The sequence below is a fragment of the Nocardioides alcanivorans genome (genome assembly GCF_021555175.1).
GTDB classification, from domain to species: domain Bacteria; phylum Actinomycetota; class Actinomycetes; order Propionibacteriales; family Nocardioidaceae; genus Nocardioides; species Nocardioides alcanivorans.
This window is the reverse complement of sequence record NZ_JAKGRW010000012.1, coordinates 205507-226505: the sequence shown is the minus strand read 5'-3', so window position 1 is coordinate 226505 and position 20999 is coordinate 205507. Positions and strand designations below refer to the sequence as shown.

20 protein-coding genes are annotated in these 20999 nt (G+C 68.6%); 14 read left to right on the top strand and 6 right to left on the bottom strand.

The window, feature by feature from the left end; genetic code table 11:
- Positions 1-99: 99 nt before the first annotated feature.
- Both L1066_RS07330 and L1066_RS07325 read left to right on the top strand, forming a co-directional pair.
- Positions 100-945: a toll/interleukin-1 receptor domain-containing protein gene (locus tag L1066_RS07330; RefSeq protein ID WP_235735714.1), complete on the top strand. Its 846-nt coding sequence runs from the start codon at positions 100-102 to the stop codon at positions 943-945.
- 236 nt (positions 946-1181) lie between these two features.
- A complete protein-coding gene (locus L1066_RS07325; RefSeq protein ID WP_235735713.1) occupies positions 1182-3524 on the top strand; it encodes an arylsulfatase in 2343 nt (780 codons plus the stop codon).
- 322 nt (positions 3525-3846) lie between these two features.
- Here L1066_RS07325 and L1066_RS07320 read toward each other — a convergent pair whose 3' ends face one another.
- Entirely contained in the window at positions 3847-4905 is a 1059-nt protein-coding gene (locus tag L1066_RS07320; RefSeq protein WP_235735712.1) for a hypothetical protein, read from the bottom strand.
- 238 nt (positions 4906-5143) lie between these two features.
- Here L1066_RS07320 and L1066_RS07315 point away from each other — a divergent pair, with 238 nt between their 5' ends.
- Positions 5144-5890, top strand: coding sequence for a pyrimidine reductase family protein (locus L1066_RS07315; RefSeq protein ID WP_235735711.1), 747 nt, complete (start codon positions 5144-5146; stop codon positions 5888-5890).
- A complete protein-coding gene (locus L1066_RS07310) occupies positions 5887-6396 on the top strand; it encodes a flavin reductase family protein (RefSeq protein WP_235735710.1) in 510 nt (169 codons plus the stop codon). Before L1066_RS07315 ends, L1066_RS07310 begins: the two co-directional genes overlap by 4 nt.
- 23 nt (positions 6397-6419) lie before the next feature.
- On the opposite strand, the gene L1066_RS07305 is transcribed toward L1066_RS07310, so the two are convergent.
- The 3 genes from L1066_RS07305 to L1066_RS07295 form a co-directional block, all read right to left on the bottom strand.
- Positions 6420-7697, bottom strand: a complete 1278-nt coding sequence (locus tag L1066_RS07305; protein ID WP_235735709.1) for a hypothetical protein — start codon at positions 7695-7697, stop codon at positions 6420-6422.
- The gene (locus tag L1066_RS07300) at positions 7694-8206 is read right to left on the bottom strand and encodes a SigE family RNA polymerase sigma factor (RefSeq protein ID WP_235735708.1); all 513 of its coding nucleotides are present in this window, start codon (positions 8204-8206) and stop codon (positions 7694-7696) included. Before L1066_RS07300 ends, L1066_RS07305 begins: the two co-directional genes overlap by 4 nt.
- A gap of 188 nt (positions 8207-8394) precedes the next feature.
- Positions 8395-9789 carry a trimethylamine monooxygenase gene (locus L1066_RS07295; RefSeq protein ID WP_235735707.1) on the bottom strand — a complete coding sequence of 465 codons (1395 nt, stop codon included), beginning with the start codon at positions 9787-9789 and terminating at the stop codon, positions 8395-8397.
- Positions 9790-10060: 271 nt separating this feature from the next.
- Between L1066_RS07295 and L1066_RS07290 the strand changes: the two genes are divergently transcribed.
- The 9 genes from L1066_RS07290 (at position 10061) to L1066_RS07250 (ending at position 19417) form a co-directional block, all read left to right on the top strand.
- Entirely contained in the window at positions 10061-11038 is a 978-nt protein-coding gene (locus tag L1066_RS07290; protein WP_235735703.1) for an MFS transporter, read from the top strand.
- Entirely contained in the window at positions 10924-11559 is a 636-nt protein-coding gene (locus tag L1066_RS07285) for an MFS transporter (protein WP_376707656.1), read from the top strand. The genes L1066_RS07290 and L1066_RS07285 overlap by 115 nt, the downstream gene beginning before the upstream one ends.
- Positions 11560-11657: 98 nt before the next feature.
- Positions 11658-12236 carry a lipoprotein LpqH gene (locus tag L1066_RS07280; RefSeq protein WP_235735701.1) on the top strand — a complete coding sequence of 193 codons (579 nt, stop codon included), beginning with the start codon at positions 11658-11660 and terminating at the stop codon, positions 12234-12236.
- 83 nt (positions 12237-12319) lie between these two features.
- Positions 12320-13963, top strand: a complete 1644-nt coding sequence (locus L1066_RS07275) for a hypothetical protein (RefSeq protein ID WP_235735700.1) — start codon at positions 12320-12322, stop codon at positions 13961-13963.
- Positions 13960-14646 carry a hypothetical protein gene (locus L1066_RS07270; protein ID WP_235735699.1) on the top strand — a complete coding sequence of 229 codons (687 nt, stop codon included), beginning with the start codon at positions 13960-13962 and terminating at the stop codon, positions 14644-14646. Before L1066_RS07275 ends, L1066_RS07270 begins: the two co-directional genes overlap by 4 nt.
- Positions 14613-15233 carry a CHAT domain-containing protein gene (locus L1066_RS07265; protein ID WP_235735698.1) on the top strand — a complete coding sequence of 207 codons (621 nt, stop codon included), beginning with the start codon at positions 14613-14615 and terminating at the stop codon, positions 15231-15233. Before L1066_RS07270 ends, L1066_RS07265 begins: the two co-directional genes overlap by 34 nt.
- Before the next feature lie 65 nt (positions 15234-15298).
- The gene (locus tag L1066_RS07260; protein WP_235735697.1) at positions 15299-16597 is read left to right on the top strand and encodes a hypothetical protein; all 1299 of its coding nucleotides are present in this window, start codon (positions 15299-15301) and stop codon (positions 16595-16597) included.
- Entirely contained in the window at positions 16594-17634 is a 1041-nt protein-coding gene (locus tag L1066_RS07255) for a hypothetical protein (RefSeq protein WP_235735696.1), read from the top strand. The genes L1066_RS07260 and L1066_RS07255 overlap by 4 nt, the downstream gene beginning before the upstream one ends.
- Positions 17635-17707: 73 nt before the next feature.
- Positions 17708-19417 (top strand): AMP-binding protein, encoded by a 1710-nt coding sequence (locus L1066_RS07250; RefSeq protein ID WP_235735695.1) that lies wholly within the window; start codon positions 17708-17710, stop codon positions 19415-19417.
- A gap of 59 nt (positions 19418-19476) precedes the next feature.
- Here the strand turns inward: L1066_RS07250 and L1066_RS07245 are convergent, their stop codons facing one another.
- Positions 19477-19902, bottom strand: coding sequence for a MarR family winged helix-turn-helix transcriptional regulator (locus tag L1066_RS07245; protein WP_235735694.1), 426 nt, complete (start codon positions 19900-19902; stop codon positions 19477-19479).
- Between the two features lie 163 nt (positions 19903-20065).
- Between L1066_RS07245 and L1066_RS07240 the strand changes: the two genes are divergently transcribed.
- Positions 20066-20314 (top strand): hypothetical protein, encoded by a 249-nt coding sequence (locus L1066_RS07240; protein WP_235735692.1) that lies wholly within the window; start codon positions 20066-20068, stop codon positions 20312-20314.
- A gap of 21 nt (positions 20315-20335) precedes the next feature.
- Here L1066_RS07240 and L1066_RS07235 read toward each other — a convergent pair whose 3' ends face one another.
- The gene (locus L1066_RS07235) at positions 20336-20896 is read right to left on the bottom strand and encodes a sugar O-acetyltransferase (protein WP_235735691.1); all 561 of its coding nucleotides are present in this window, start codon (positions 20894-20896) and stop codon (positions 20336-20338) included.
- Positions 20897-20999 lie beyond the last annotated feature (103 nt).

The window sequence follows — 20999 nt, the reverse complement described above, 5'->3', positions numbered from 1 at the left end:
GACCGAAGGATCGGTGTCTTGCCGGGATCGGAGGTGATCGACGGACGCGATCGGTGGGTTTCGCGGACGAAAGACTGGAATCTAGGTAGTCTCCGATTCATGTCCGATCCGAAAGAACTCAAGGTTTTCTTAAGTTGGTCTGGTGACTTGGCGAAGCAGGTCGCAAGCGAACTCCGCGGTCTGATTCCGACCGTCTTCGATTTGGTGCGGCCCTGGATGTCCGACCATGACATCGCAGCAGGGTCTCGCGGCTTAGCGAACATCGCCAGCGAGTTAGACGACACTCGATTCGGCATCATTGTCGTGACTCGGGACAACCAGAGCAGTCAGTGGCTCAACTTTGAAGCGGGTGCGCTGTCGAAAAAATTTGGCGGGGACGAAATGACTCACGTCGTCCCACTGCTTGTCGACATGGACTCAGTGGCCGAGTTGACGGGGCCGCTGACCCAGTTCCAAGCAAAGGTTCTCAACCGAGACGGCCTCGGGGAATTACTGAAGGCTCTCGGAACAGCAGTGGGAGTCAGCCCAGAGGTTGTTGATAGGCGCCTGTCGGCTGAGTGGGAGGAGTTCTTGGGAAGGGTGAGTTTCGCGAAGTCGCGTCAACAACAACCCAGTCGCCAGTCCAAGCGCAGCACCGATGACATGATCGAAGAAATCCTTGAATTGGTGCGTCAAAAGCATGCATCCACGCTGCCTGAATCCGAACGTGAGGCAGAGCGATTCCATAAGGCCATGAACCGACTCACGCACGATCTGAAGAACTCATTTCCTAATCATGATATTAACACTCGATTCTCTTGGATTGACGGAAGGCCCACTTGCTTGATCAAGGGGCCAGATTCTCTGCATGGGCATGAAGCGATTTCACTGTTCGAACAAAGAATCTCTGAGAACTACAATAATGTTCAGGTGCTTCTCAACGGAGAGGAATGGTTGCCGTTCTGACACGCAAGCCTCGGCCGATCTTAGCTCGACCGTTGCGTTCATCGAGATCACGTGACCGCTGAGGCCCGCATGCGATGTGGATCAACTTCCTGCCCACGCCGTTTCTCCCACGGCGAGCGGAAGTCGCCACGAGGGGCTGCCGGCGTACTTGGATGAACAACCCAAGTACAGCCACCAGGCAGTGGGCCACCCCGGCGAGCCGCGGGGCCGCCATACGCCTGACCTCAGGAGGAACGATGGATCGCACGAGACTCCCGCACCACCACGGGCGACACCGGGTGGAGGTGGCGGAGACGATCCACGAGCAACGTGAGCGGTTCGTCGAGCCTCAGCAGGTCACCGCGCCGGAGGGTGCGCCCAACGTCTTGCTGATCATGCTCGACGACATGGGCTTCGGCGCATCGTCGGCCTTCGGTGGCCCGTGCTCGATGCCGGTGGCGGAGCAGTTGGCGGCGGACGGGTTGCGGCTCAACCGCTTCCACACCACCGCGATCTGCTCGCCTACGCGCGCAGCCCTCATGACCGGCCGCAACCACCACAGCGTCGGGATGGGCAACCTCGTCAACTTCGCCACCAGCGTGCCCGGGTACGACGGCCGCCGCGGGCCGGACCAGGCAACGATCGCGCAGATCCTCAAGCACAACGGCTATGCCACCGCCTGCTTCGGCAAGTGGCACCAGACGCCGGACTGGGAGATCACCCCGGCCGGGCCGTTCGACCGCTGGCCGACGGGGGAGGGGTTCGAGAAGTTCTACGGCATCAACGCCGGCGAGTCGAGTCAGTTCACTCCGACCCTGTACGACGGCACCACGCCCGTCGCTCCGCCGGCCACGGAAACAGAGGGCTACCACCTCTCCGAGGACCTGGTCGACCAGGCCAAGCAGTGGCTCACCTCCCTGCGGCGGGCCTCCGACAAGCCGTGGTTCACCTACCTCTCCTTCGGCGCCACCCACGCGCCCTTCCACCTGCCCGAGTCGTGGCGCGGCCGCAACCGCGGCAAGTACGCACACGGCTGGAACGAGCAGCGGCGGCTCACCCTCGAGCGCCAGAAGGAGCTGGGCATCGTCCCGGCCGACACCGAGCTCGCGCCGTGGACCCCCGGCGTACCCGAGTGGGACGACCTGAGCGAGGTCGAGAAGGAGTCCGCGCAGCTCCTGATGGAGGCCTACGACTCCTTCGCCGAGCACACCGACACCCAGGTCGGTCGCCTGGTCGACTTCCTGCGCGAGACCGGGGAGCTCGACAACACCCTCGTCATCTATCTCCTCGGCGACAACGGAGCGGCTGCCGAGGGCGGCTTGGCCGGCGGCCTCAACGAGCTGCTGACCTTCAACGGTCTGGCCGAGGATCCCGCGCGGGTCGTCGCCTCAGCGGACAAGATCGGCGGCCCCGAGACCTACCCGGCCTACCCCGTCGGCTGGGCCGTCGCGATGAACGCCCCGTTCATGTACACCAAGCAGATCGCCTCCCACTTCGGCGGCACCCGCAACGGCGCGATCATCCACTGGCCTGAACGCGTCGCCGACGCCGGAGCCGTGCGCGACCAGTTCACCCACGTGATCGACGTACTCCCGACCGTGCTCGACGCCATCGGGCTGCCCGAGCCCGAGGCGGTCAACGGGATCATCCAGCAGCCGCTGGAGGGTACGTCGTTCATCGACGTCCTCTCCGACGGCGATGCGGAGGACAAGCACACGACGCAGTACTTCGAGATCTTCGGGAGCCGCGCGATCTATCACGAGGGCTGGACCGCGGTGGCGCAACACCACCTGCCGTGGGTGCTGATGACGCGCACCGAAGGCCCGAAGGCGTTCGCCGACGACGTGTGGGAACTCTATGACACCAACGTCGACTTCGCGCAGGCCCGCAACCTGGCCGAGTCACACCCCGAGAAGCTGGCCGAGCTGCAGCAGCTCTTCCTCGAGGAGGCGCGCCGGTACGACGTACTGCCGCTGGACGACCGCATGTTCCGTCCGCCGGCCGAGGGCGAGACCGGCTCGCCGCACCTGCGCAGCGAGCTCGGGGTGACGCTGACACCCGCCGACCGGTTCGTGACGATGCGTGGCGTCCCCGCGGTGGCGTCTCGCTCCTTCCGCGTGACTGCCGACTTCGAGGCCGACTCCGACGCCAGCAACGGCGTCATCGTGGCCCAAGGCGGCACCGTGGGCGGATGGTCGATCCACCTCGTCGACGGCCAGCTGCGTTATGCCCACAACCGTTGTGGGATCGACTGGTCGGTGGTCGCTGCCGACGCTACGGTGCCTGCTGGCCGGCACACCCTCGACCTGCTCTTCCGCTACGACGGCGGCGGCTTCGGTCTGGGCGCCGAGGTCGAGTTCCACGTCGACGGGCAGCCGTTCGGCAAGGGACGCGTCGAGCAGACCGTGCCCTTCCTGTTCAGCACCAACGAGACCACCAACGTCGGCATCGACCGCGGCTCGCCGGTGGCCCAGGACTACGCCGCGGGAGACGGCAACCCCTACAGCGGCATCGTGCACACGGTGACCATCGCTCCGGGGGATGACGCCCTCGAGGTCAGCCCCGAGGACGCCGCGCGGCTGGAGCTCGCCGGCACCTGACCGGGCGGGTATGAAGCAGGTCGGTTGAAAGGGGAGTGGGCGGCTTCGCTCCGATGCGTGAGTCCAATGACCGTCAGTCGCGACTTGCGCGGATGCCTGCTGGAAAGCCGCCAGGAGTTATGCATAGTTATGGATGTTTCAAGTGGGCGCTATCGGAATCACCATAACTATGCATAAGTATGGTTCGTCGGGTGAAGCCCTCGGCTTGGTCAGTGTGTGCAAAGGTCGGCTCGCTCCGACCGTCGCGTCGACCGCTGCGCCAACCAAACACCGCGAGGCTGCTGAACGGAGTCGTTCAGCAGCCTCGCGGAGAGTTGCGCGGTCAGGAGGCGTTGGACCGCATCTGGATGACCGCGGTGCCGCTGCTGTTCGGGAGCTTGATCGCGCCGTACGCCGACATCTTCATCGCCAGGGGCTTGGTGCCGTTCTGGTAGGCGACGTCGTACCAGAAGGTCTCCTCGTAGGACTTTCCTCCCGCGCACGGGCGTGGAATGGCGTAACCGGTGGCGCTGGTCAGCGTCGCCGTCCCCGTCACCGCACCCTTGGACTTGACCGCCATCGAGATGCTCTCGCCAGCGGTGGTCGTCGGCACCGGGACCACGGCGGACCGGAAGTCCGACCGCACCGCACCCTTGGGCTTGGCCAGGTTCACCGTTCGTGACGCCATCAGGGTGGTCTGGCTGGCACCGATGTTCCACTGGCTGCTCATGCCCTGTCCGCCGACGTACGACGCCCAGCTCGCGCTCGCAGTGGGGCACTTGTCGCCGTCGCCACCATCGCCACCGTCACCGCCCTTGGCGCACGCGCTGCCGTCCTTGCCGGTGAACTTGACCAGCTGACCGCCCTTGAACTTGACCTTCTTGCCGCCGACCTTGCCCCACGCCGACTTCGAGTCGAACTGGAAGAGTCCGGTGATCTTCAGTGGGCGCTTCTTGCTGATCAGCTTGCCCTTGCACTTCGTGGCCTTCCATTTCTTCGCCGGTTTGATCGTGATCTTGATCTTTCCGAAGGGCTTGATCTTCTTGGTCACCAGCTTGCCCTTGCCCTTGCCGTTCAGTTTGAGGGTCTTCTTGGGGACCTTGAACGACCAGCTGTGCTGCTCTCCGGCCTTGTCGACCAGGGACACGGCCAGGAAACCGCCGGAGGAGCCCGACGAGGCGGACAGCGCGACGCGCAGCTTCTTGCCCTTGTTCGACTTCAGCGTCGCCGCTGCCGAGATGGAGCTGGAGGAACTCGACTTCGCCATGGTGAGTGGGTCCGGGGTGGCCGGCTGCTCGGCGTGAGTGGGTGCCGTGAGGGCGCCGAGGCCGGTGATCAGACCGACCGCAGCCATGGCGGCGATGATTCGGGTACGTCGTGCCGCCGTCGGAGGATGGGACATCGTTGACTGCTCGATTCGCTAGACGGACCGCTCTCGTCACGAGCGGGCGTCCACCTTCGCAACGGCTCCCCGTCGCGGATAGGGGATGGGCGGATTCCATGCCTTTGGCTGACGGCACGTCGGCGGAAATCAGCCAAAGGGATGACGCCGCGGGCAGTCCGGCGCGGGCTGGGTCTTGACCCAGTCCGTCCCGCAAGGGACCTCGCGGCTCCATGGACCACGGTCATAGGGTGAGGAGATGCACCAACTCCAGCGCGGCGCGGAGATCGCTGACCCGCTCGCGCCGTACCTGACGGTGGACCGGACCCAGCCGCGGCACGAGTGCTGGGTGACGGGACACATGGTCGCCGGGATCGACGGGACGGCGGCGATCGACGGCCGGGTGGGATCGCTCTCCACCGCGCCCGACCAGGAGCTCTTCCGCCGGATGCGCCAGATCGCCGACATCGTGCTGGTCGGTGCGGAGACCGTACGTCGTGAGGGATACAGCCCCGTGCGGCTGAGCGCTGCAGCCCAGCAGGCCCGACGGCAGCTGGGCCAATCAGCCGTGCCAGCCGTCGCGGTGGTGAGTCGCAGCCTGGAGTTCGACTGGTCGGCGAAGGTGTTCTCCGCTGCGCCCCCGACCGCACGCACCCTCGTCATCACGTGCGAGGCGGCCGACCCCGGGCGGCGGGCTGAGGCCGAGAAGCACGCGACGGTGGTCGTGGCGGGGGAGGAGCGGGTCGACCCGGCGGCGGCACTGCAGGCGCTGGCGGATCTCGGCCACCGCGTGGTGCTCTGTGAGGGCGGCCCCCGGTGGCTGGGCGAGTTGGTCGCCGCGGATCGTCTCGACGAGCTCTGTCTCTCCCTCTCGCCGCTCATGGGCGGCGATCCGCTGCCGGTCAGCGTGGCACCACCCGGTGCTCCGCTCGCGGGGTTCGACCTGTTGCAGGTGATGGCAGAGGATCACACCCTCTTCCTCCGTTATGAGAGGCAGGCACGATGAACAAGCGCTCCTTCGACCAGCTGATGGCCGCGGTCGACGCACCCCTGATCGTGGTGACCACCGCTCTCGACGGCGAGAAGGCGGGTTGCCTGGCCGGTTTCCACACCCAGTCGAGCATCGGCCCGGCGGGTTACTGCGTGTGGCTGTCCAAGGCCAACCACACCTATCGCGTCGGCCTGCGTGCCACGCACTTCGCGGTGCACTTCCTGACCGATGCCGACATGGCCCTCGCTGAGCGGTTCGGCACCCTCTCGGGCGAGGACACCGACAAGTTCGCCGGCCTCGACCTCGAGACGGGCGCGGGCGGTGTACCGCTGCTCACCGCCTGCCCGAACCGGATGGCACTGGAGCGCGTCACGATCCTCGACGACGGTGGAGACCACGTCTGCCTCACCACGCGGGTGCTGTCGGCCGAGTCCGGAGCCGACTTCGCGCCACTGCGCCTCTCCGACGCCAGCCACCTCGACCCGGGGCACGAGAGTGAGGAACGGGCGATCCAGCCCTGACGACCCCGGTCGCGCAGGCAGGGTCAGGGCGTCGGCAGGAAGACCCAGCCGTCGTCACCCGCATCGACGTCCGTGGCCCGGGTCAGCGTGTCTTCGGTGTCGAGGAGCAGTACGGCGCCCGGGTGCGGCTCGGCATCGGTGCCGGCGAAGACGTAGGCCTCGATCGCCAGCGATGAGTCGTCGTTCCACACCACCTCGTCGTAGCCGAGACCGTGGTCGCCGTGCAGGTCCACCTGGGTCACCACCGTGCCGTCATCGGCATCGAGGATCGCGACCTTCATGGGATCCGGACCCGACTCGTAGCCGATCACGTGCTCGCCGTCGGGGCTGAACCTGCCGAGGGACCAGCCGTCCTTGTGCCAGAGCTCCTCACCGGTCGTCCCGTCGACCACGATGGCTCTGAGCTCGTCGCCCCGCTGGCCGCGGGTGGTCTGGCCGGCAATCCTGTTGCCCAGCTGGTCGGTGGAGCTCACGCTCGCCAGTCCGTCGATGTCGCGGACCTTGCCGGCGAAGTCGGTGACGCGGGTGACCTGGCCACCGCCCTCCTTCGTCGCTCCGTAGACCAACTCCCCGGAAGCCAGGTAGCCGATGGGGACGACCCAGCTGGCGTCACCGGTCTCCTGCACCGGCCCGTCGCCCTCTCCCATGCCGCTCGGGCTGGCCGAGTGCAGCTCACCGACCTCCTCGTCTGAGTTCCACGTCCACCAGGCCAGCTGGGTGCCGTCGTTGCTGACCGCGAACATCGGGTTGCCCGGCGTCGTGGAGACCTCCGAGCCCGAGGCGTCGTACTGACGGAACGTGGCGTCGGCGTGGTCGTCGTCGGATCCTTCCTCGGCGACCAGCCAACCGCCGTGGTAGCCGGAGATCGCGGTGATGCGCTGCGCCGTCTCGGGAGCAGGCACCTCGCTGCCGTCGCGCAGGTGGATCGTGTCGCCGTGGAGGTATTCGACGGTGGGTGCCTCTCCGACGGGCATGTCCTCGAGCGCCTGGACCGAGGCCTCCTTGTCGTCGGGAACCGAGGTCGGGCGATCGGGCGCCGGGGGTGAGGGGTCCTGGTCGGGAGTCCGCGTGATGGTGTCGGCCGGGCCCGGCGAGCTGTCGTTGCGGGTCTCGTTGATGACCAGCGTGGTCGGCACCGCGATGACAGCGAGAACAGCGGCTGCCGCGATGCCGGTGCCGATGCGCCGCCTGCGACGGATGCTGCGCGCTTCGTCGCGCATCGCGTCGAAGTCGAGTTGTGCATCGGCCATCACACCGCTACGCCGGGTCAGCTCGTGACGAAGCTTGTCGTTGTCGCTCATCGCTTCTCCTCGAACTGGAAGGTGGTGCCGAGACGTGCTCGGAGGGATCCGATGGCCTTGCTGGCCTGGGACTTCACGGTCCCGCGGCTGATGTCGAGCGTCTCGGCGATCTCGGCCTCGGAGAGGTCCTCGTAGTAGCGGAGGACGATCACCGCCCGTTGCCGGGCGGGAAGGGCCCGCACCGCCCGCCACAACTCCTCGGCCTCGAGCGGGTCAGCAGGTTCGTCGACGTACGAGCTCTCGGGGAGCTCTTCGGCAACGTCCTCGCGTCTCTTCCACGGGCGCCGCCACAACGAGTTGTGCTCGTTGATGATGATGCGGCGCATGTAGGCGTCGACGTTGCCGTGGGCGCTCACGCGGTCCCACGCCAGGTAGAGCTTCGCGGCAGCGGTCTGGACGAGGTCCTCCGCGGTCTGCCTGTCGCCGGCGACCAGGTAGGCGGTCCGGAACATGACGCCTTGGCGTGCCGTCATCCACGCGGTGAACTCACGGTCACGGAGCTCAGCCATTCGGCCTCCTCCCTGTTCTCCGCCGTGCGCGATGGTGCCCTGACCGGAAGTGATCGTCGAGTGCATCTCGCCCTCCTTCACTGTCTACACGCAGCGAAGGAGGATCCGGTTGCCCAGGGGACGCGTCGAGGTGGGGAGATGGTGAAGGCCGGGCGCAACGCACCCGGCCTTCACCCTCGATCAGCGGATCAGCGGCTGTCGGATGCCACGTGGAGCGGCCGTGCCTCGCGCTCGTCGGCGCCCGGAGTGGAGAGATAGCGCTCCAGGCTGTCGTCGAGTTCGTGCAGCCAGGGGGTGTGGTGGACGGTCGCCATCGTGCCGGTCAGCACCGAGGGGTAGGCGACGTCGCGATAGGTGAGGATGTCGGCGTACTTGTCCTGGACCCAGCCCAAGAAGTGCTCCACGACCCGGTCGAGGTCGAACATCGGATAGTCGGTGAGCTCGATCAGGTCGCGGATGTAGTCGGCCTGGAACCTGATCTGGTCAGCCTTGGTGTCGGCGGCCGCGGCGCGGGCCAGCCAGGAGTCCATGTCGGCCCGCTGGGCCGGTGCATCGGGGAGCTCGAGGTCACCGAGGACGACGTCGCGCACGAACCACGCCTGGGCGTCGAACATGTTGAACGTGAACCACTGGTCCTGCGCGCCGAGGTAGAAGAGCCGGTCGTTCTGCTCCGAGACCACCCCGCGGTAGAGCCCGGCCGGGTAGAGGCAGTTGGGGGAGTCCAGCGCCAGGTCGGAGGGCAGGAAGGGGTAGTGGTGCAGGTAGCCCGTGCACAGGATCACCGCATCGAAGCGGCGTGACTCGCCGTTGACGAAGTGCGCGACGGAGCCGTCGAAGCGCGCCACCATCGGCTGCTCCTCGAGGCCCTCGGGCCAGTCGAAGCCCATCGGCGCGGTGCGATAGCTGAAGGTGACCGACCGGGCACCCATCTTGTGTGCCTGGACGCCGATGTCCTCGGCGGAGTAGCTCGCGCCGATCAGCAGCACGTCCTTGCCCGCCAGTGCTTCGGCGCCACGGAAGTCGTGCGCATGGCACAGCGCCCCGGGAAAGGTCTCGATGCCCGGGAAGTCGGGCACGTTGGGGAAGCTGAAGTGCCCTGAGCCGACGATCACATGGGTGAAGTCGCTGGATTCGGTCTGGCCGGTCTTCAGGTCCTCGACGGTGACGGTGAAGAGTTCGGTCGCAGCGTCGTACTGCACCCAACGTACGACGGTGGAGAACCGCATGTACTTCCGGACGCCTGCCTTCTCGACCCGGCCGTTGATGTAGTCCCACAGGACGACGCGTGGAGGGTAGGAGGAGATCGGACGGCCGAAGTGCTCGTCGAAGGTGTAGTCGGCGAACTCCAAGGCCTCCTTGGGGCCGTTGGACCACAGGTTGCGGTACATGCTCGAGTGCACGGGTTCGCCGTATTCGTCGGTGCCGGTGCGCCAGCTGTAGTTCCACTGTCCTCCCCAGTCGGCCTGCTTCTCGAAGCAGACGACCTCCGGGACCGGGCGACCGGCTGTCCTGGCCGATTCGAAGGCCCTCAACTGGGCCATGCCGCTGGGTCCGGCTCCGATGATTGCGACGCGTGCGGTCAAGCGTTCCTCTCCGGCCTCACGGCCCGGGGTAGCGCCAGGCACTGCGACTTCAGGTACGCCGAAGGTGAGGCGCCCGCGCAGCCTGGCGGTTCGATCACCACCGGCCGGGGCCACGCACTCTCGCGCCACACAGCCGAGTGGAGGTGCAGCGTCGTCGCTGCACAACAGGTGCAGATTACCAGCGTCTGCCCGGGCTGGATCGTCCGGCAGGTGGTGATCGTCACGCTTCTGGCGATGGTGTCTGCTACATGCAATGTGTAGAGTGCACATCATGACTTCGACCGTTGCTCCACCCCCGAGCGATGCGTCGTCGGCCCCTGAGCCGCCCCAGGCCCTCGGCGGACCGAACGCCATCGTCATCGTCCTGTCCTTTGCCGGCATCGTTGCCGCACTCATGCAGACGCTGGTCGTGCCGATCATCGGTGACCTGCCCGAGCTCTTCGACACGAGCGCCTCGAACGCCGCCTGGGTGATCACCGCGACCCTGCTGGCCTCAGCCGTCGCGGTGCCGGTCAGCGGACGCCTGGGCGACCTCTTCGGCAAGCGCCGGATCATGGTCATCTGTTCCGGCATCCTCATCGTCGGCTCGCTGGTCGCAGCGCTCGCCACCAACGTCGAGATGATGATCACCGGCCGCGCCCTCCAGGGCATGGCGATGGGCCTGGTGCCGCTCGGTATCAGCGCCATGCGCGACCTGCTTCCCCAGGAGAAGCTCGGCAGCGCGGTCGCCCTGATGAGCGCCTCGATGGGCATCGGTGGTGCGCTCGGTCTGCCGATCGCCGCCGCGATCGCCGAGTACGGCAACTGGCACGCCCTCTTCTGGGCGTCCTTCGGGCTCTCCATCGCCGTGGCGGTGCTGATCTTCCTGCTCGTCCCGGCCACGCCCGTCACCGCCCAGGGCAAGTTCGACCCGATCGGTGCCGTAGGTCTGGGTGTCGGTCTGATCTGCCTGCTGCTCGGCGTCTCGAAGGGTGCCGACTGGGGTGGGGCAGCGCGACGACCATCAGCCTGCTCGTCACGGCTGCGGTCGTCATCTTCCTCTGGGGAGTCTTCGAGCTCCGCACCGACGACCCGCTGGTCGATCTCCGCGTCACCGCGCGACCCGTCGTACTCCTCACCAACGCTGCGTCGCTGGTGGTCGGCTTCTCGATGTATGCCTCCAACCTCATCCTCCCGCAGCTGTTGCAGCTGCCTGAGGAGACCGGCTACGGCCTCGGCCAGGACATGCTCCACATGGGCCTGTGGATGATGCCGGGTGGCTTCTGCATGATGGCGCTCTCCGTGGCAGGGGCGAAGGTCTCGCACGCCAAGGGTCCGAAGACGACGTTGGCGCTCGGCGCGATCGTCATCGCCATCGGCTACGTCTCCTCAACACTGCTGATGGGTTCGGCCCTCGGGGTGCTGATCGCGGTCTGCATCATCAACGGCGGCGTGGGCCTGGCCTACGGCGCGATGCCGGCGCTCATCATGGGTTCGGTGCCGGTCTCCGAGACCGGCTCGGCCAATGCCTTCAACACCCTGATGCGCTCGATCGGTACGTCGGTCTCCGCTGCGGTTGTCGGCGTGGTCCTCGCCCAGATGACCACCGACTTCGGCGGGATCGCCCTGCCGAGTGAGGCGGGCTTCCGTACCGGGCTCCTGATCGGTGCCGGTGTCGCTGCCCTCGCCGCCGTCATCGCGCTCTGCATCCCCGGGCGCGCGAGCCGCGATGCCGAGGAGCACCTCGAGCACCCGGAGCGATTCGACGAAGAGGGCGCGGCCATCGCCTGACCCGTCGCCGAAAGTTGGGATCGGTAGCCAAGAGCGACCGGTGGACTGGCGTCATGACGAAGCCACTCGGGCGACGTGCAGAGGAAGGGACCACACCCATGAACATCAAGAAGACCCTCGCCGCCGGGATCGCCGTGCTCGCTCTTGCGGGCAGCATGACCGCCTGCTCGGACGACGACAGCGACAGCAAGTCGTCGAACAACGCGAGCGAGACGACCGAGGAGACCGAGGCCGAGACGCCCGCCGACGAGTCTGCTGAGGAGACCACTCCCGGCGACGGCGCGGACGACGGTGTCGACGAGAGCGAGGTCAGCACCGGCGGCGACACCTCCGTCAAGGTGGAGGGCAAGGATCTCGCCGGGGTCGATCTCGACACCGTCACCTGCGTCAAGCAGGGTGGCAAGATCAACGTGGCCAGCGGCTCGGTCGGCGGCCAGGAGGGCTTGGCCATCGTCATGACCGACGAGGAGCAGCCGACGGTCGAGGCGCTCTCGTTGATGGTCGACGGCACCGCTCTCGCCGTCTCGTCCATGGGTGGTGCCGAGGTCGGCTCGGCCGAGGTCTCGGTGGACGGCAACACCTACACGGTGACCGGAGAGGCCGCCGGCGCCGACATGGAGGACCCCACCGCCGGGATGATCACCAAGAAGTTCGAGATCACCGTCAGCTGCGACTGACCATCCCCTCCTGGTCCCCGATCTCTGGCCCGCCGCCAGATGTCGGGGACCAGTGCCGTTGGCCTGATCCCTAGGATGAGGAAATGCTTGCTGACCTGGCTCGGGCCCGGCAGTTGGCCTTCGCGAGTGACGAGGTGGAAGCCCACGCCCTGCTGATGTCGCTCGTGCCGGCCATCGAGGAGGCCGACCGCGACGACTGGATGGCTGAGGTGTTTGCCCAGGTCGGCGAGATCTACCTGGTCCGCTCCGCCCATGACCAGGCCGTCGAGTGCACGCGTGAACTGGCCCATCAACTCGACCAGATCGCCGCAGCCCTCGCGGGCGACCCGGCAAGGCTCGACGAGCCGACCTTGTCGGCGCCGGCGCTGCGCGCCATCCTCGAGCAGTACGTCGCGTGGGCGCGTTGCCTCGAGTCCGGGCTGGCCGCCGCCCGTGGCGATCACGAAGCCGCCCGGACGGCGTTGGATGCCCTGATCGCCGAGCCGATGCCGGGCCGACCCGAGGAGCGTCGCTATCTGGTGGGCGTCGCTCGGATCCGCTGCGCGGCGGCGCTGTGCGAGGACGATCGCTATGCGGCGGCGATCCCCTTCTGGGAGCAGGTGATGGAGGAGGTCGAACGGATGGACGGCGACGACCTCTGGAGCGACCGGCTCCTGGTCACGGCAGGGGTGGGGTTCGGCGGCTTCTGCATCGAGACCGGCCGACTGGCCGAGGCGGAACCCTGGCTGCGTCGAGCCGGCGCTCGCGCCGAGGCCCGTGGCTGGAGGCTCGATGTGTCCAGGACCCAGCTCGAGCGAGGCATTGCCCGGTGGACGGTCGGCGACCACATCGGGGCCGAGCACCTCCTCCATGAGTCCTACCCCGCCATCGCCGAGCACTCACGTGCCCACGACGTCTCCCGGGTCTGGTACCACCGCGGCCTGGTCCGGCTGGCGGTCGGTGACCTCCCCGCGGTCGAGGAGTCCTGGGAGCACGCCGAGCGGCACTGGCGTGAGCTCGGCAAGCCTCTCCACGTGCACCGACTCCTGCTGCAGCGCAGCTGGATCCCGATCTTCCGCAGCAACTTCGCCGAGGCGGTCGAATACGTCGCCCGGGCCCGGGACGTGCTGGACGAGTGGCCTCGCAGCACCTGGCTGCAACACGCACGACTGGACTTCCAGCTCGGGTCGATCTGGCGAGCCGACGCCCTGGCGGACATGGGCTTCGACCCCAACGGCGAGCTGGCCACCCTCCACTCCGTGCCGGGCACCCGCAAGCACAGGCGGGCGATGCGCAAGCTGGAGCAGGCCGCTGACCTGATCGTGCCGGCAGCGCTCGCGGTCGATGCCGAGCGACACGCGATGGCGGACCCGGCGGCCCGGGCTCGCTGGGCCACCAGCATCTCGGCCCCGATGCTGGCCGGTGCCTTTGCGGTGGCCTATTCCTGGGACAACACCACGCTCATCTCCGAGCTGATCGAGCACCAGAGCGTGCGCGGCGCGTTCCGCGACGAGGCCAGCGGTCCCGCACCGTCGCCCACCGACCTCCCGGTCGCCGTACTCCCGGAGGCCAGCCGCACCACGGACGTGCTGACGAGGGAGGCGACGTTGACGCGCCTCGGGCCGGCGCCGGAGCTGCAGATGGACCCCGGTGCGCAACCGATCCTGCGGCACTACCGCGAACTGGCCGCGTCACGCTACGGCCGCACCGTCACGACCGACGAACCCGTGTGGCGGACCTGGCCATGACCACCCTCGTCCTGCGTTATGCCGATGTCGGGGTGGCGACCTATGCCAGCCTGCGGGTGGTGGGCGCGCCCGAACGCACGGTCACCTGGGTGGTCGAGGAGCCCTGGTTGCTCGCCGCTCTGGAGGAGCTCGACGACGCGCTGCCCGAGCCACGGGGTGGTGAGTCGGCTGCCGAGGCCGTGTCACGTGCCCGCACGTACGGCGCCTTCAGCGACCCCGACTCCGAGCTCGCCCTCGCCTATCACCTCGGGGCCCTGCTGATCTCGATGCCGGCCTGGCACCTGCTGCTCGACTGTGTCTCCGACCCGCGCGCGGACCTCTTCGTCACCCCGAGCGCCCGGCTGGGTCGGGTGCCCTGGGGACAGCTCGCCGTACCCCTGGTGGTGCCGGACCTCGAGACGTTGCTGAGGGCGAGCGCGGAGGCGATCACCACCGAGGGCACCGGCGCGGCCCGGATCGACTGGCTCGATGCGAGGAAGGGGACCTTCCCCGAGGGGTTCCGGCTGATGGAGCTGGCCGACGTGGCCATGGCCGTGCCCACCAACATCGCGGCCCGGCACCGCCGCCAGCCCGGGCCGGACGGCGAGCGGCCGCTGTTGGTGCTCGACCCCGGGTGCCGGGACAGCGCGCCGACGGTCCGCTGGGATCGGTGCTGGGACGGCCGAGCCCGGACACCGCGCTGAGTCGTCACTATGCAGGCGTACTTGCTCGGCAACCCGTGCTTCCCGTGGTCGCGGACCCGGTCGAGCTGTTCCGACGCACCGACGCCGACCGTCACTGGTTGGCCGAACTGCTTGCGCAACGTCCGAGCCGGATGGTGTTCGTCGGCCACGTCAGTACGGCCGTCGACGGCGGCGGTGCCGAGGGGGCCGCGCTGCACCTCGCCTGCCCGGCCGAGGTGGCGGGCCATGCCGACCCGGTCGGCGCGCACCGGCCGCTCCAGGTGCGTGACCTGCTGGAGCTCGACGCCCCGATCCCGTCCCGGGTGGCGCTGGTGGCCTGCGCATCGGGAGGGGACTACCGCTTCGACGAGGCGGCCGGCCTGGTGGCGGCCCTGGTGATCGGTGGCGCCGAGGTCGTGACCGCCACGTTGTGGTCGTTGCCCACCGCAGCCGGTCACCGGCAGGCGGCACCCGACCCGCTCTCGGTGACCGAGGACCCGATGGCCGAGCTGGTCATCGGGGTCGACGAGGCCCACCAGGGTCGCGACCCCCGGCCGTGCCGTCAACCAGTGGCAGCGGGCCCAGATGCGGCGGTGGCGCGACGGTGACCTGACCGCCAGCCCTGTCCACTGGGCAGCGATCGTGACCTACCGCTTCGGTGAGGGTGGGCGCGGTGACCGCGGTCGACGTACGAGCAGCCCTGCCACGGCGCGCCGTCATCGACCGGGCGTGGCGGCAGATCGGTGCCGGGGTCGAGGTGTTGAGCAGCCGCGACGGCGGGCCGTTGAGCCGGACGGTCAAGCGGATCCTCGATCCGTTGGTGTTCCGGCTGCGGGCCAACCCCGACTTCTCCTCGCCCGTGGTCTCGGCCGAGGTCGCCGATGCGATGGGCGACGAGCTCCTCGACCACGCGGACACCCTGCGTGCGTGTGCCGCGTGGTTCAGCGTGCTGAAGGCCCAGAGGCGGGCACTCAGGATCACCGCCGGAAACGCTCAGGAGCTCTACTTCACGGTGTGCTTCGAGCTCGCCGTCACCCGCGGTGCGCCCGCCACCGACGGGGCGGACGTCGCGGCGAGCGTGCTCCGGGACATCCACGACGGCCGCGACCGGCACGGGATCGAGGTGCTCGACGACCTGCTCGACGACCAGCAGGCGCTTGCGAAGCTCGACGACCAGGTCGAGCGCAGCTGGGCCGACGTGCAGCCGACGAACGCCGACGTCGCGGGGTTCTTCGAGAGGCTCCGCGCCGTCCACGCCGACGCCTCGACCCGCCCTGAGCGCCGGGCCAGGCAGCAGGCCTGGGAGTCGCTCGTGGCCGAGGACGCGCCCCATGAGCTGGGGGTGCGGGTCCGGCGTACGACCGGGGTGGTTCCTTGGACGGTGAGCGACCTGGGGCTCTGTGCGGAGGCTCCCCAACAGCGGCCGCCCGTGGTCGCCGCCGCCGGTCGCCCGCTCGATCGGGGCGTGGTCGACCGGGTCCGGGCGACGCTGCGCCGCTCGCGCGACCGGGACGATCTGCCCGTGGTGCCGATGCTGTGCGCGGAGGAGGCGGATCGCGCGTGCGCCCCGTGGGGCCTGATGGCCGAGGATCTCCAAGCCACGTTGGTGAACGGGATCGTGGTCGCCGTGCAGCTGAAGCCATTGGATCCGCGGACCGAACCGGACACCCCCTTCGCCGCCACGATCCAGGCCAAGCTGCGCAAGGAGGCCTATGTGTTGCACGCGCGGCGGCTCCTGGCCGACGTCACGGCGCTGCACCCGAGGCAGCGCCAGGTGGTGGACGATCTCGACGCGTTCGCCCGGCCCTATCTCGGACGCCTCTGGGCCCGGCTGCACGGGCGCGACGTCTGGCAGGAGTCGTGCTCCGACGTCGAGGACGTGCGCTCCCTGCTGACCGGCATTGCGCGATCGGTCAGTCTCGACCATCGTCAACGGATCAAGGCGATGCTCGAACCGGAGGCGGCAGCATGAGGTTCACTCGGCAGCAGGGTCTCTGGACGTACGACGCCCCGGTGGCGGCACCGCCGTTGGCCGCAGTGCTCGAGGTGAGTGGCGCGATCCTCGAGTGGACCGTCGACGAACCGGCGACCACTCCGCGGATCACGCTCACCGACGTCGAAGCGGCGGACTGGTTGTGGCGGCTCGTCGGGACCGACGCACACGTCGAGCTCGTCGAGGCGGCCACTGGCAGCGTCGAGGCCACCGTGGACCGCGAAGTGCTGGAGCCGTTGCGCAGGCTGGCGTTGGGCCACTGGATGCGTCGGTGGTGGCCGGCCAGTGCCCGCGACGGCATCGCGGCACTCGAACCCTCGGTGCTGGACGCCGAGCTCGCCGTGCTCACCGCGGCCGCCGAGGAGTTCCTCGCCGAGGCGACCTTCGACTCCGATGTCGACGCGCTGCTCGCCGGCGCGGGTGCTCCGCCCCTCCACCTCCGCGACGATCCACGGGTGGTTGCCCTGCTCGAGGCGTGTGCCGAGGTCGGCGAGCTGCCGCTCACGGCGAAGGCGCCGACCTGGCGCGCCGACTTCGCCCTGGTGGCCGGCGCGGACGGCCGGCCGGCCTCCGACGCGATCGCCTCCGGCGTCTCCTCCATCAGTTGGAGTGCCGTGCCGCCGGGCGTGTTCGACGCCGCCGAGGACACCGTGACCTGGTCGGTTGCCGGCTCCGACGAGATCCCCACCGAGGTCGTCGCTCGGGTGCAGGCCGCGCTCGCCGATCCCGCGGAGGGCCACCTGCTCGTGCCCGGCATCGCCGTGCGGTTGCAGTGCGGCCAGCTCGCAGCCGCGGGCGAGCTCGACGAAGGCGGCCGGGCGATGCTGCCCCTGCGGTTGGCCGAGTCGGCTGCGTGGAACCTCGACTGGGCGTCGACGCAGGTGCACATCGGGGCTGCTGCCGGCGAGTCGCGCGAGGCCCGGCAGCGGGTACGGCGCTTCGTGCGTTCGCGCCAGGCCGCGCCTCCGCCGGATGCCTTCCTGGCCGAGCTGCTGGCCCTGGACGCCGACTACTGATCACTCGGATCCGCCCTGCTCGGGTCCTGTCGGAGGCAGGGACGACAATGGAACCGAGCCAAGGAGAGTGAGCATGGAGCGACACGAGGATCGTCCATGGGCGATGCACTACACGCCCGGCGTCCCGATCGACATCGAGATCCCCGACGAGCCGGTCACCGCCGCGCTCCGGCGTGCGGTCGAGCGTTGGCCCGACCGGATTGCCCTCGACTTCATGGGTGCCACGCTGACCTACGCCGAGACCGAGCAGCAGATCCGGCGCGCGATGGGGGCCCTGCACGAGCTCGGGGTCACCGTCGGTGCCCGGGTCGCGCTGGTGATGCCCAACAGCACCAGCCACTTCGTGGCCTACCACGCGGCCCTGCGCCTGGGCGCGATCGTCGCAGAGCTCAACCCCACCTACACAGCCGACGAGCTGCACCACCTGTTGACCGACTCCGGCGCCACGCATGCGGTCGTGTGGCACAAGGCCGTCGCGGCCGTCCTCGAGGCGCGTGCGGGCACTGAGCTCACGACCGTGGTCAGCGCCGACATCGTGCGCGATCTCCCGCGCTCGGCGCAGTTCCTGCTCAAGCTGCCGCTCGCCCCGGCCCGGGAGAAGAAGGCGGCGCTGCGGGGCGTCGTACCCGCGGAGGTGCCCGACTGGCACGACCTGCTGAAGTCGGCACGCACCGACGTGCCTGTCGCCGAGCGCAGTGGTGACGACGTGGCACTGCTGCAATACACCGGCGGCACGACGGGTACGCCGAAGGCGGCCGTGCTCACCCACCGCAACCTCGTCGCGAATCTCGTGCACGGCCAGGCGTGGGCCGACTTCGAGCTCGGCGAGGAGACCGTCTACGGCGTGCTGCCGTTCTTCCACGCGTTCGGCCTGACCTTCAGCCTCAACCTGCCCGGGCAGCTGGGCGCGACGCTGGTGATGTTTCCCAACTTCGATGCCGACACGGTGCTCAAGACCATGCATCGGCGCCCGGCGACCTTCATGGCCGGTGTCGCACCGATGTTCGACCGCATCGCGAAGGCGGCGCAGGCGAGCCCGAAGCCGCCGGTCGAGGGACTGCGCAGGATTCGCCTCGGCTTCGCGGGCGCGATGCCGATCCCGGCCCAGACCGTGGAGCGTTGGGAGGCGCTGACCGGTGGACTGCTGATCGAGGGCTACGGGATGACCGAGTGCGCGCCCATCGCGCTCGGCAACCCGTGTGCGCCGACGCGGCGACCCGGCACCCTGGGGGTGCCGTTCCCCAACACCGACATCCGCGTCGTCAGCATCGACGACCACACGGTCACGGTCGAGCCCGACGAGGGCGGCGTACGCCGCGGCGAGCTGCTGGTGCGTGGGCCACAGGTCTTCTCCGGCTACTGGAATCGACCCGAGGAGACCGCCGGACAACTGCTCGACGACGGGTGGCTGCGCACCGGTGACGTCGTCGAGGTCGACGCGACCGGGTGGATCACGTTGGTCGACCGCGTCAAGGAGATGATCATCGTCGGCGGGTTCAAGGTCTATCCCTCCCAGGTCGAGGACCACCTGCGCACCATGCCCGGTGTCGAGGACGTCGCCGTCGTCGGCATCGCCACCGAGGCGGGTGACGACCGGGTGCTGGCTGCCTTCGTGCTGGCGGAGGGGGTCGCGGAGCCGACGCTCGAGGAGGTCCGGGACCACGCGCAACAGCGGGTGCCGCGTTATGCGCTGCCCCGCGACATACGCGTGGTCGACGAGCTGCCGCGCTCGCAGATCGGCAAGGTCATGCGCCGGTTGGTGCGCGAGCAGTTCTCCGACTGATCGAAGGCGTCGTCAGTCCGGGTCGTCGACCACCGTGGTGGCGGCGGCGATCACTCTTGTCAGCTGGGCGTGCAGGTCGAGGAGCTCCTCGACCGGCATGCCCAGTCGTTCGACGATGGCGGGGGCACGGCCTCCGCATCGTCGCGCAGTGCCCTGCCCTGCTCGGTGAGCACCACGGCGAGTGCGCGCTCGTCGTTGCGGTCCCGCTCGCGCCGCACGTAGCCGGCTGCCTCCAGGCGCTTCAGCAGCGGCGACAGCGTGCCCGGGTCGAGCTGCAGCAGCCGGGAGAGCTCGTTGACGCGCAGCGGCTCGTGCTCCCACAGGGCCAGCATCACCAGGTACTGCGGGTGGGTCAGCCCCATCGGCTCCAGCAGCGGGCGGTAGAGCGAGATGACCGTGCGCGAGGCGATCGCGAGGGCAAAGCAGACCTGCTGGTCCAGGGCGAGTGGGTTCTCCAGCGTCGGTCGGGGGTTTGGCGGCGTCATGCCGTTAGTGTAACAATGATTTGTGTACAAACGATTGCTGCACAAACCAATTCCGGAGGTCTCACGATGACAACCGATCCCGCCCAGCCCGTGCGGCGCCGGCGTCATCTGATGGATCCGGGACAACCCGGTCCGGACCAGCAATGACGCGTCACTGACCAACGTGCAGCGCTGGGTCGCCTCCACCCTCGCCGTGACCACGATCCTGCACCTGGTGGCCGGACTGGTGTTGGCGGCGATGGTCGTCCCGGACGAGAAGACGTCCGCCATGGTCGGGCTCAACGTGATCGCCGGCGCCTTCGGCGTGATCGCCGTGGCGTCGTGGCTCCTGATCCATGGCAGGAGGGTGCTGTCCTGGTGGCTCCTGCTCGGCCTCCCCGTGATCCCGATCGGACTCTGGCTCTGCTGGTGAGCGAAGCCGGCTGCGGGAGCCTCAGAGCTGCTTGACGGCTCGGGCAGGGGTACCCACGACGAGCGTGCGGGCAGGTACGTCGTCGGTCACCACCGCGCCTGCGCCCACCACCGCGTCGTCACCCACGGTGACCCCGCCGAGCACGATCGCACCTCCGCCGATCCACACGTTGCGACCGATCGTGATCGGCGCTGCTGACTCCCATCCGGCTCGACGCTCGTCGGGATCGAGCGGGTGGGTCGCGGTGAGCAGCTGCACCTGCGGGCCGATCTGTGTGTCGTCGCCGATCGTGATCGTGGCGCAGTCGAGGGCGGTGAGGCCGAAGTTGACGAAGACCCGGTCACCGATGCTCAGGTGGGTGCCGTAGTCGACGTGCAGGGGCGGCCGGATCGACACGTCGGCGCCAACGTGAGCGAGGAGCTCACGGAGCAACTCGCCACGGAGCTCCCGCGCCGTGCCAGGTGTGTTGTGGTCGGCCAACAGGTGGGCTGCCCGTTTGGCCATGCCGATGAGCTCGGGGTCGTCGGCGCGATAGGACTCGCCTGCGAGCATCCGCTCCCGCGCTGATCGTTCCTCACCCATGGGACCTCCCTCGATCGCGTCGTCGCTGCCTCCATGGTGCCCGGCCCGGTGCAACGGAGCGAGGAGTTTTCGCCGGCGGCCGCACCGCCGGTGAGAATGGATC

Excerpts from the sequence above, each read along its gene's own strand:
- L1066_RS07330 (WP_235735714.1), top strand. The coding sequence starts at position 100 with ATGTCCGATCCGAAAGAACTCAAGGTTTTCTTAAGTTGGTCTGGTGAC.
- L1066_RS07325 (WP_235735713.1), top strand. The coding sequence starts at position 1,182 with ATGGATCGCACGAGACTCCCGCACCACCACGGGCGACACCGGGTGGAG.
- L1066_RS07320 (WP_235735712.1), bottom strand. The coding sequence starts at position 4,905 with ATGTCCCATCCTCCGACGGCGGCACGACGTACCCGAATCATCGCCGCC.
- L1066_RS07315 (WP_235735711.1), top strand. The coding sequence starts at position 5,144 with ATGCACCAACTCCAGCGCGGCGCGGAGATCGCTGACCCGCTCGCGCCG.
- L1066_RS07310 (WP_235735710.1), top strand. The coding sequence starts at position 5,887 with ATGAACAAGCGCTCCTTCGACCAGCTGATGGCCGCGGTCGACGCACCC.
- L1066_RS07305 (WP_235735709.1), bottom strand. The coding sequence starts at position 7,697 with ATGAGCGACAACGACAAGCTTCGTCACGAGCTGACCCGGCGTAGCGGT.
- L1066_RS07300 (WP_235735708.1), bottom strand. The coding sequence starts at position 8,206 with ATGGCTGAGCTCCGTGACCGTGAGTTCACCGCGTGGATGACGGCACGC.
- L1066_RS07290 (WP_235735703.1), top strand. The coding sequence starts at position 10,061 with ATGACTTCGACCGTTGCTCCACCCCCGAGCGATGCGTCGTCGGCCCCT.
- L1066_RS07280 (WP_235735701.1), top strand. The coding sequence starts at position 11,658 with ATGAACATCAAGAAGACCCTCGCCGCCGGGATCGCCGTGCTCGCTCTT.
- L1066_RS07275 (WP_235735700.1), top strand. The coding sequence starts at position 12,320 with ATGCTTGCTGACCTGGCTCGGGCCCGGCAGTTGGCCTTCGCGAGTGAC.
- L1066_RS07270 (WP_235735699.1), top strand. The coding sequence starts at position 13,960 with ATGACCACCCTCGTCCTGCGTTATGCCGATGTCGGGGTGGCGACCTAT.
- L1066_RS07255 (WP_235735696.1), top strand. The coding sequence starts at position 16,594 with ATGAGGTTCACTCGGCAGCAGGGTCTCTGGACGTACGACGCCCCGGTG.
- L1066_RS07250 (WP_235735695.1), top strand. The coding sequence starts at position 17,708 with ATGGAGCGACACGAGGATCGTCCATGGGCGATGCACTACACGCCCGGC.
- L1066_RS07245 (WP_235735694.1), bottom strand. The coding sequence starts at position 19,902 with ATGACGCCGCCAAACCCCCGACCGACGCTGGAGAACCCACTCGCCCTG.
- L1066_RS07235 (WP_235735691.1), bottom strand. The coding sequence starts at position 20,896 with ATGGGTGAGGAACGATCAGCGCGGGAGCGGATGCTCGCAGGCGAGTCC.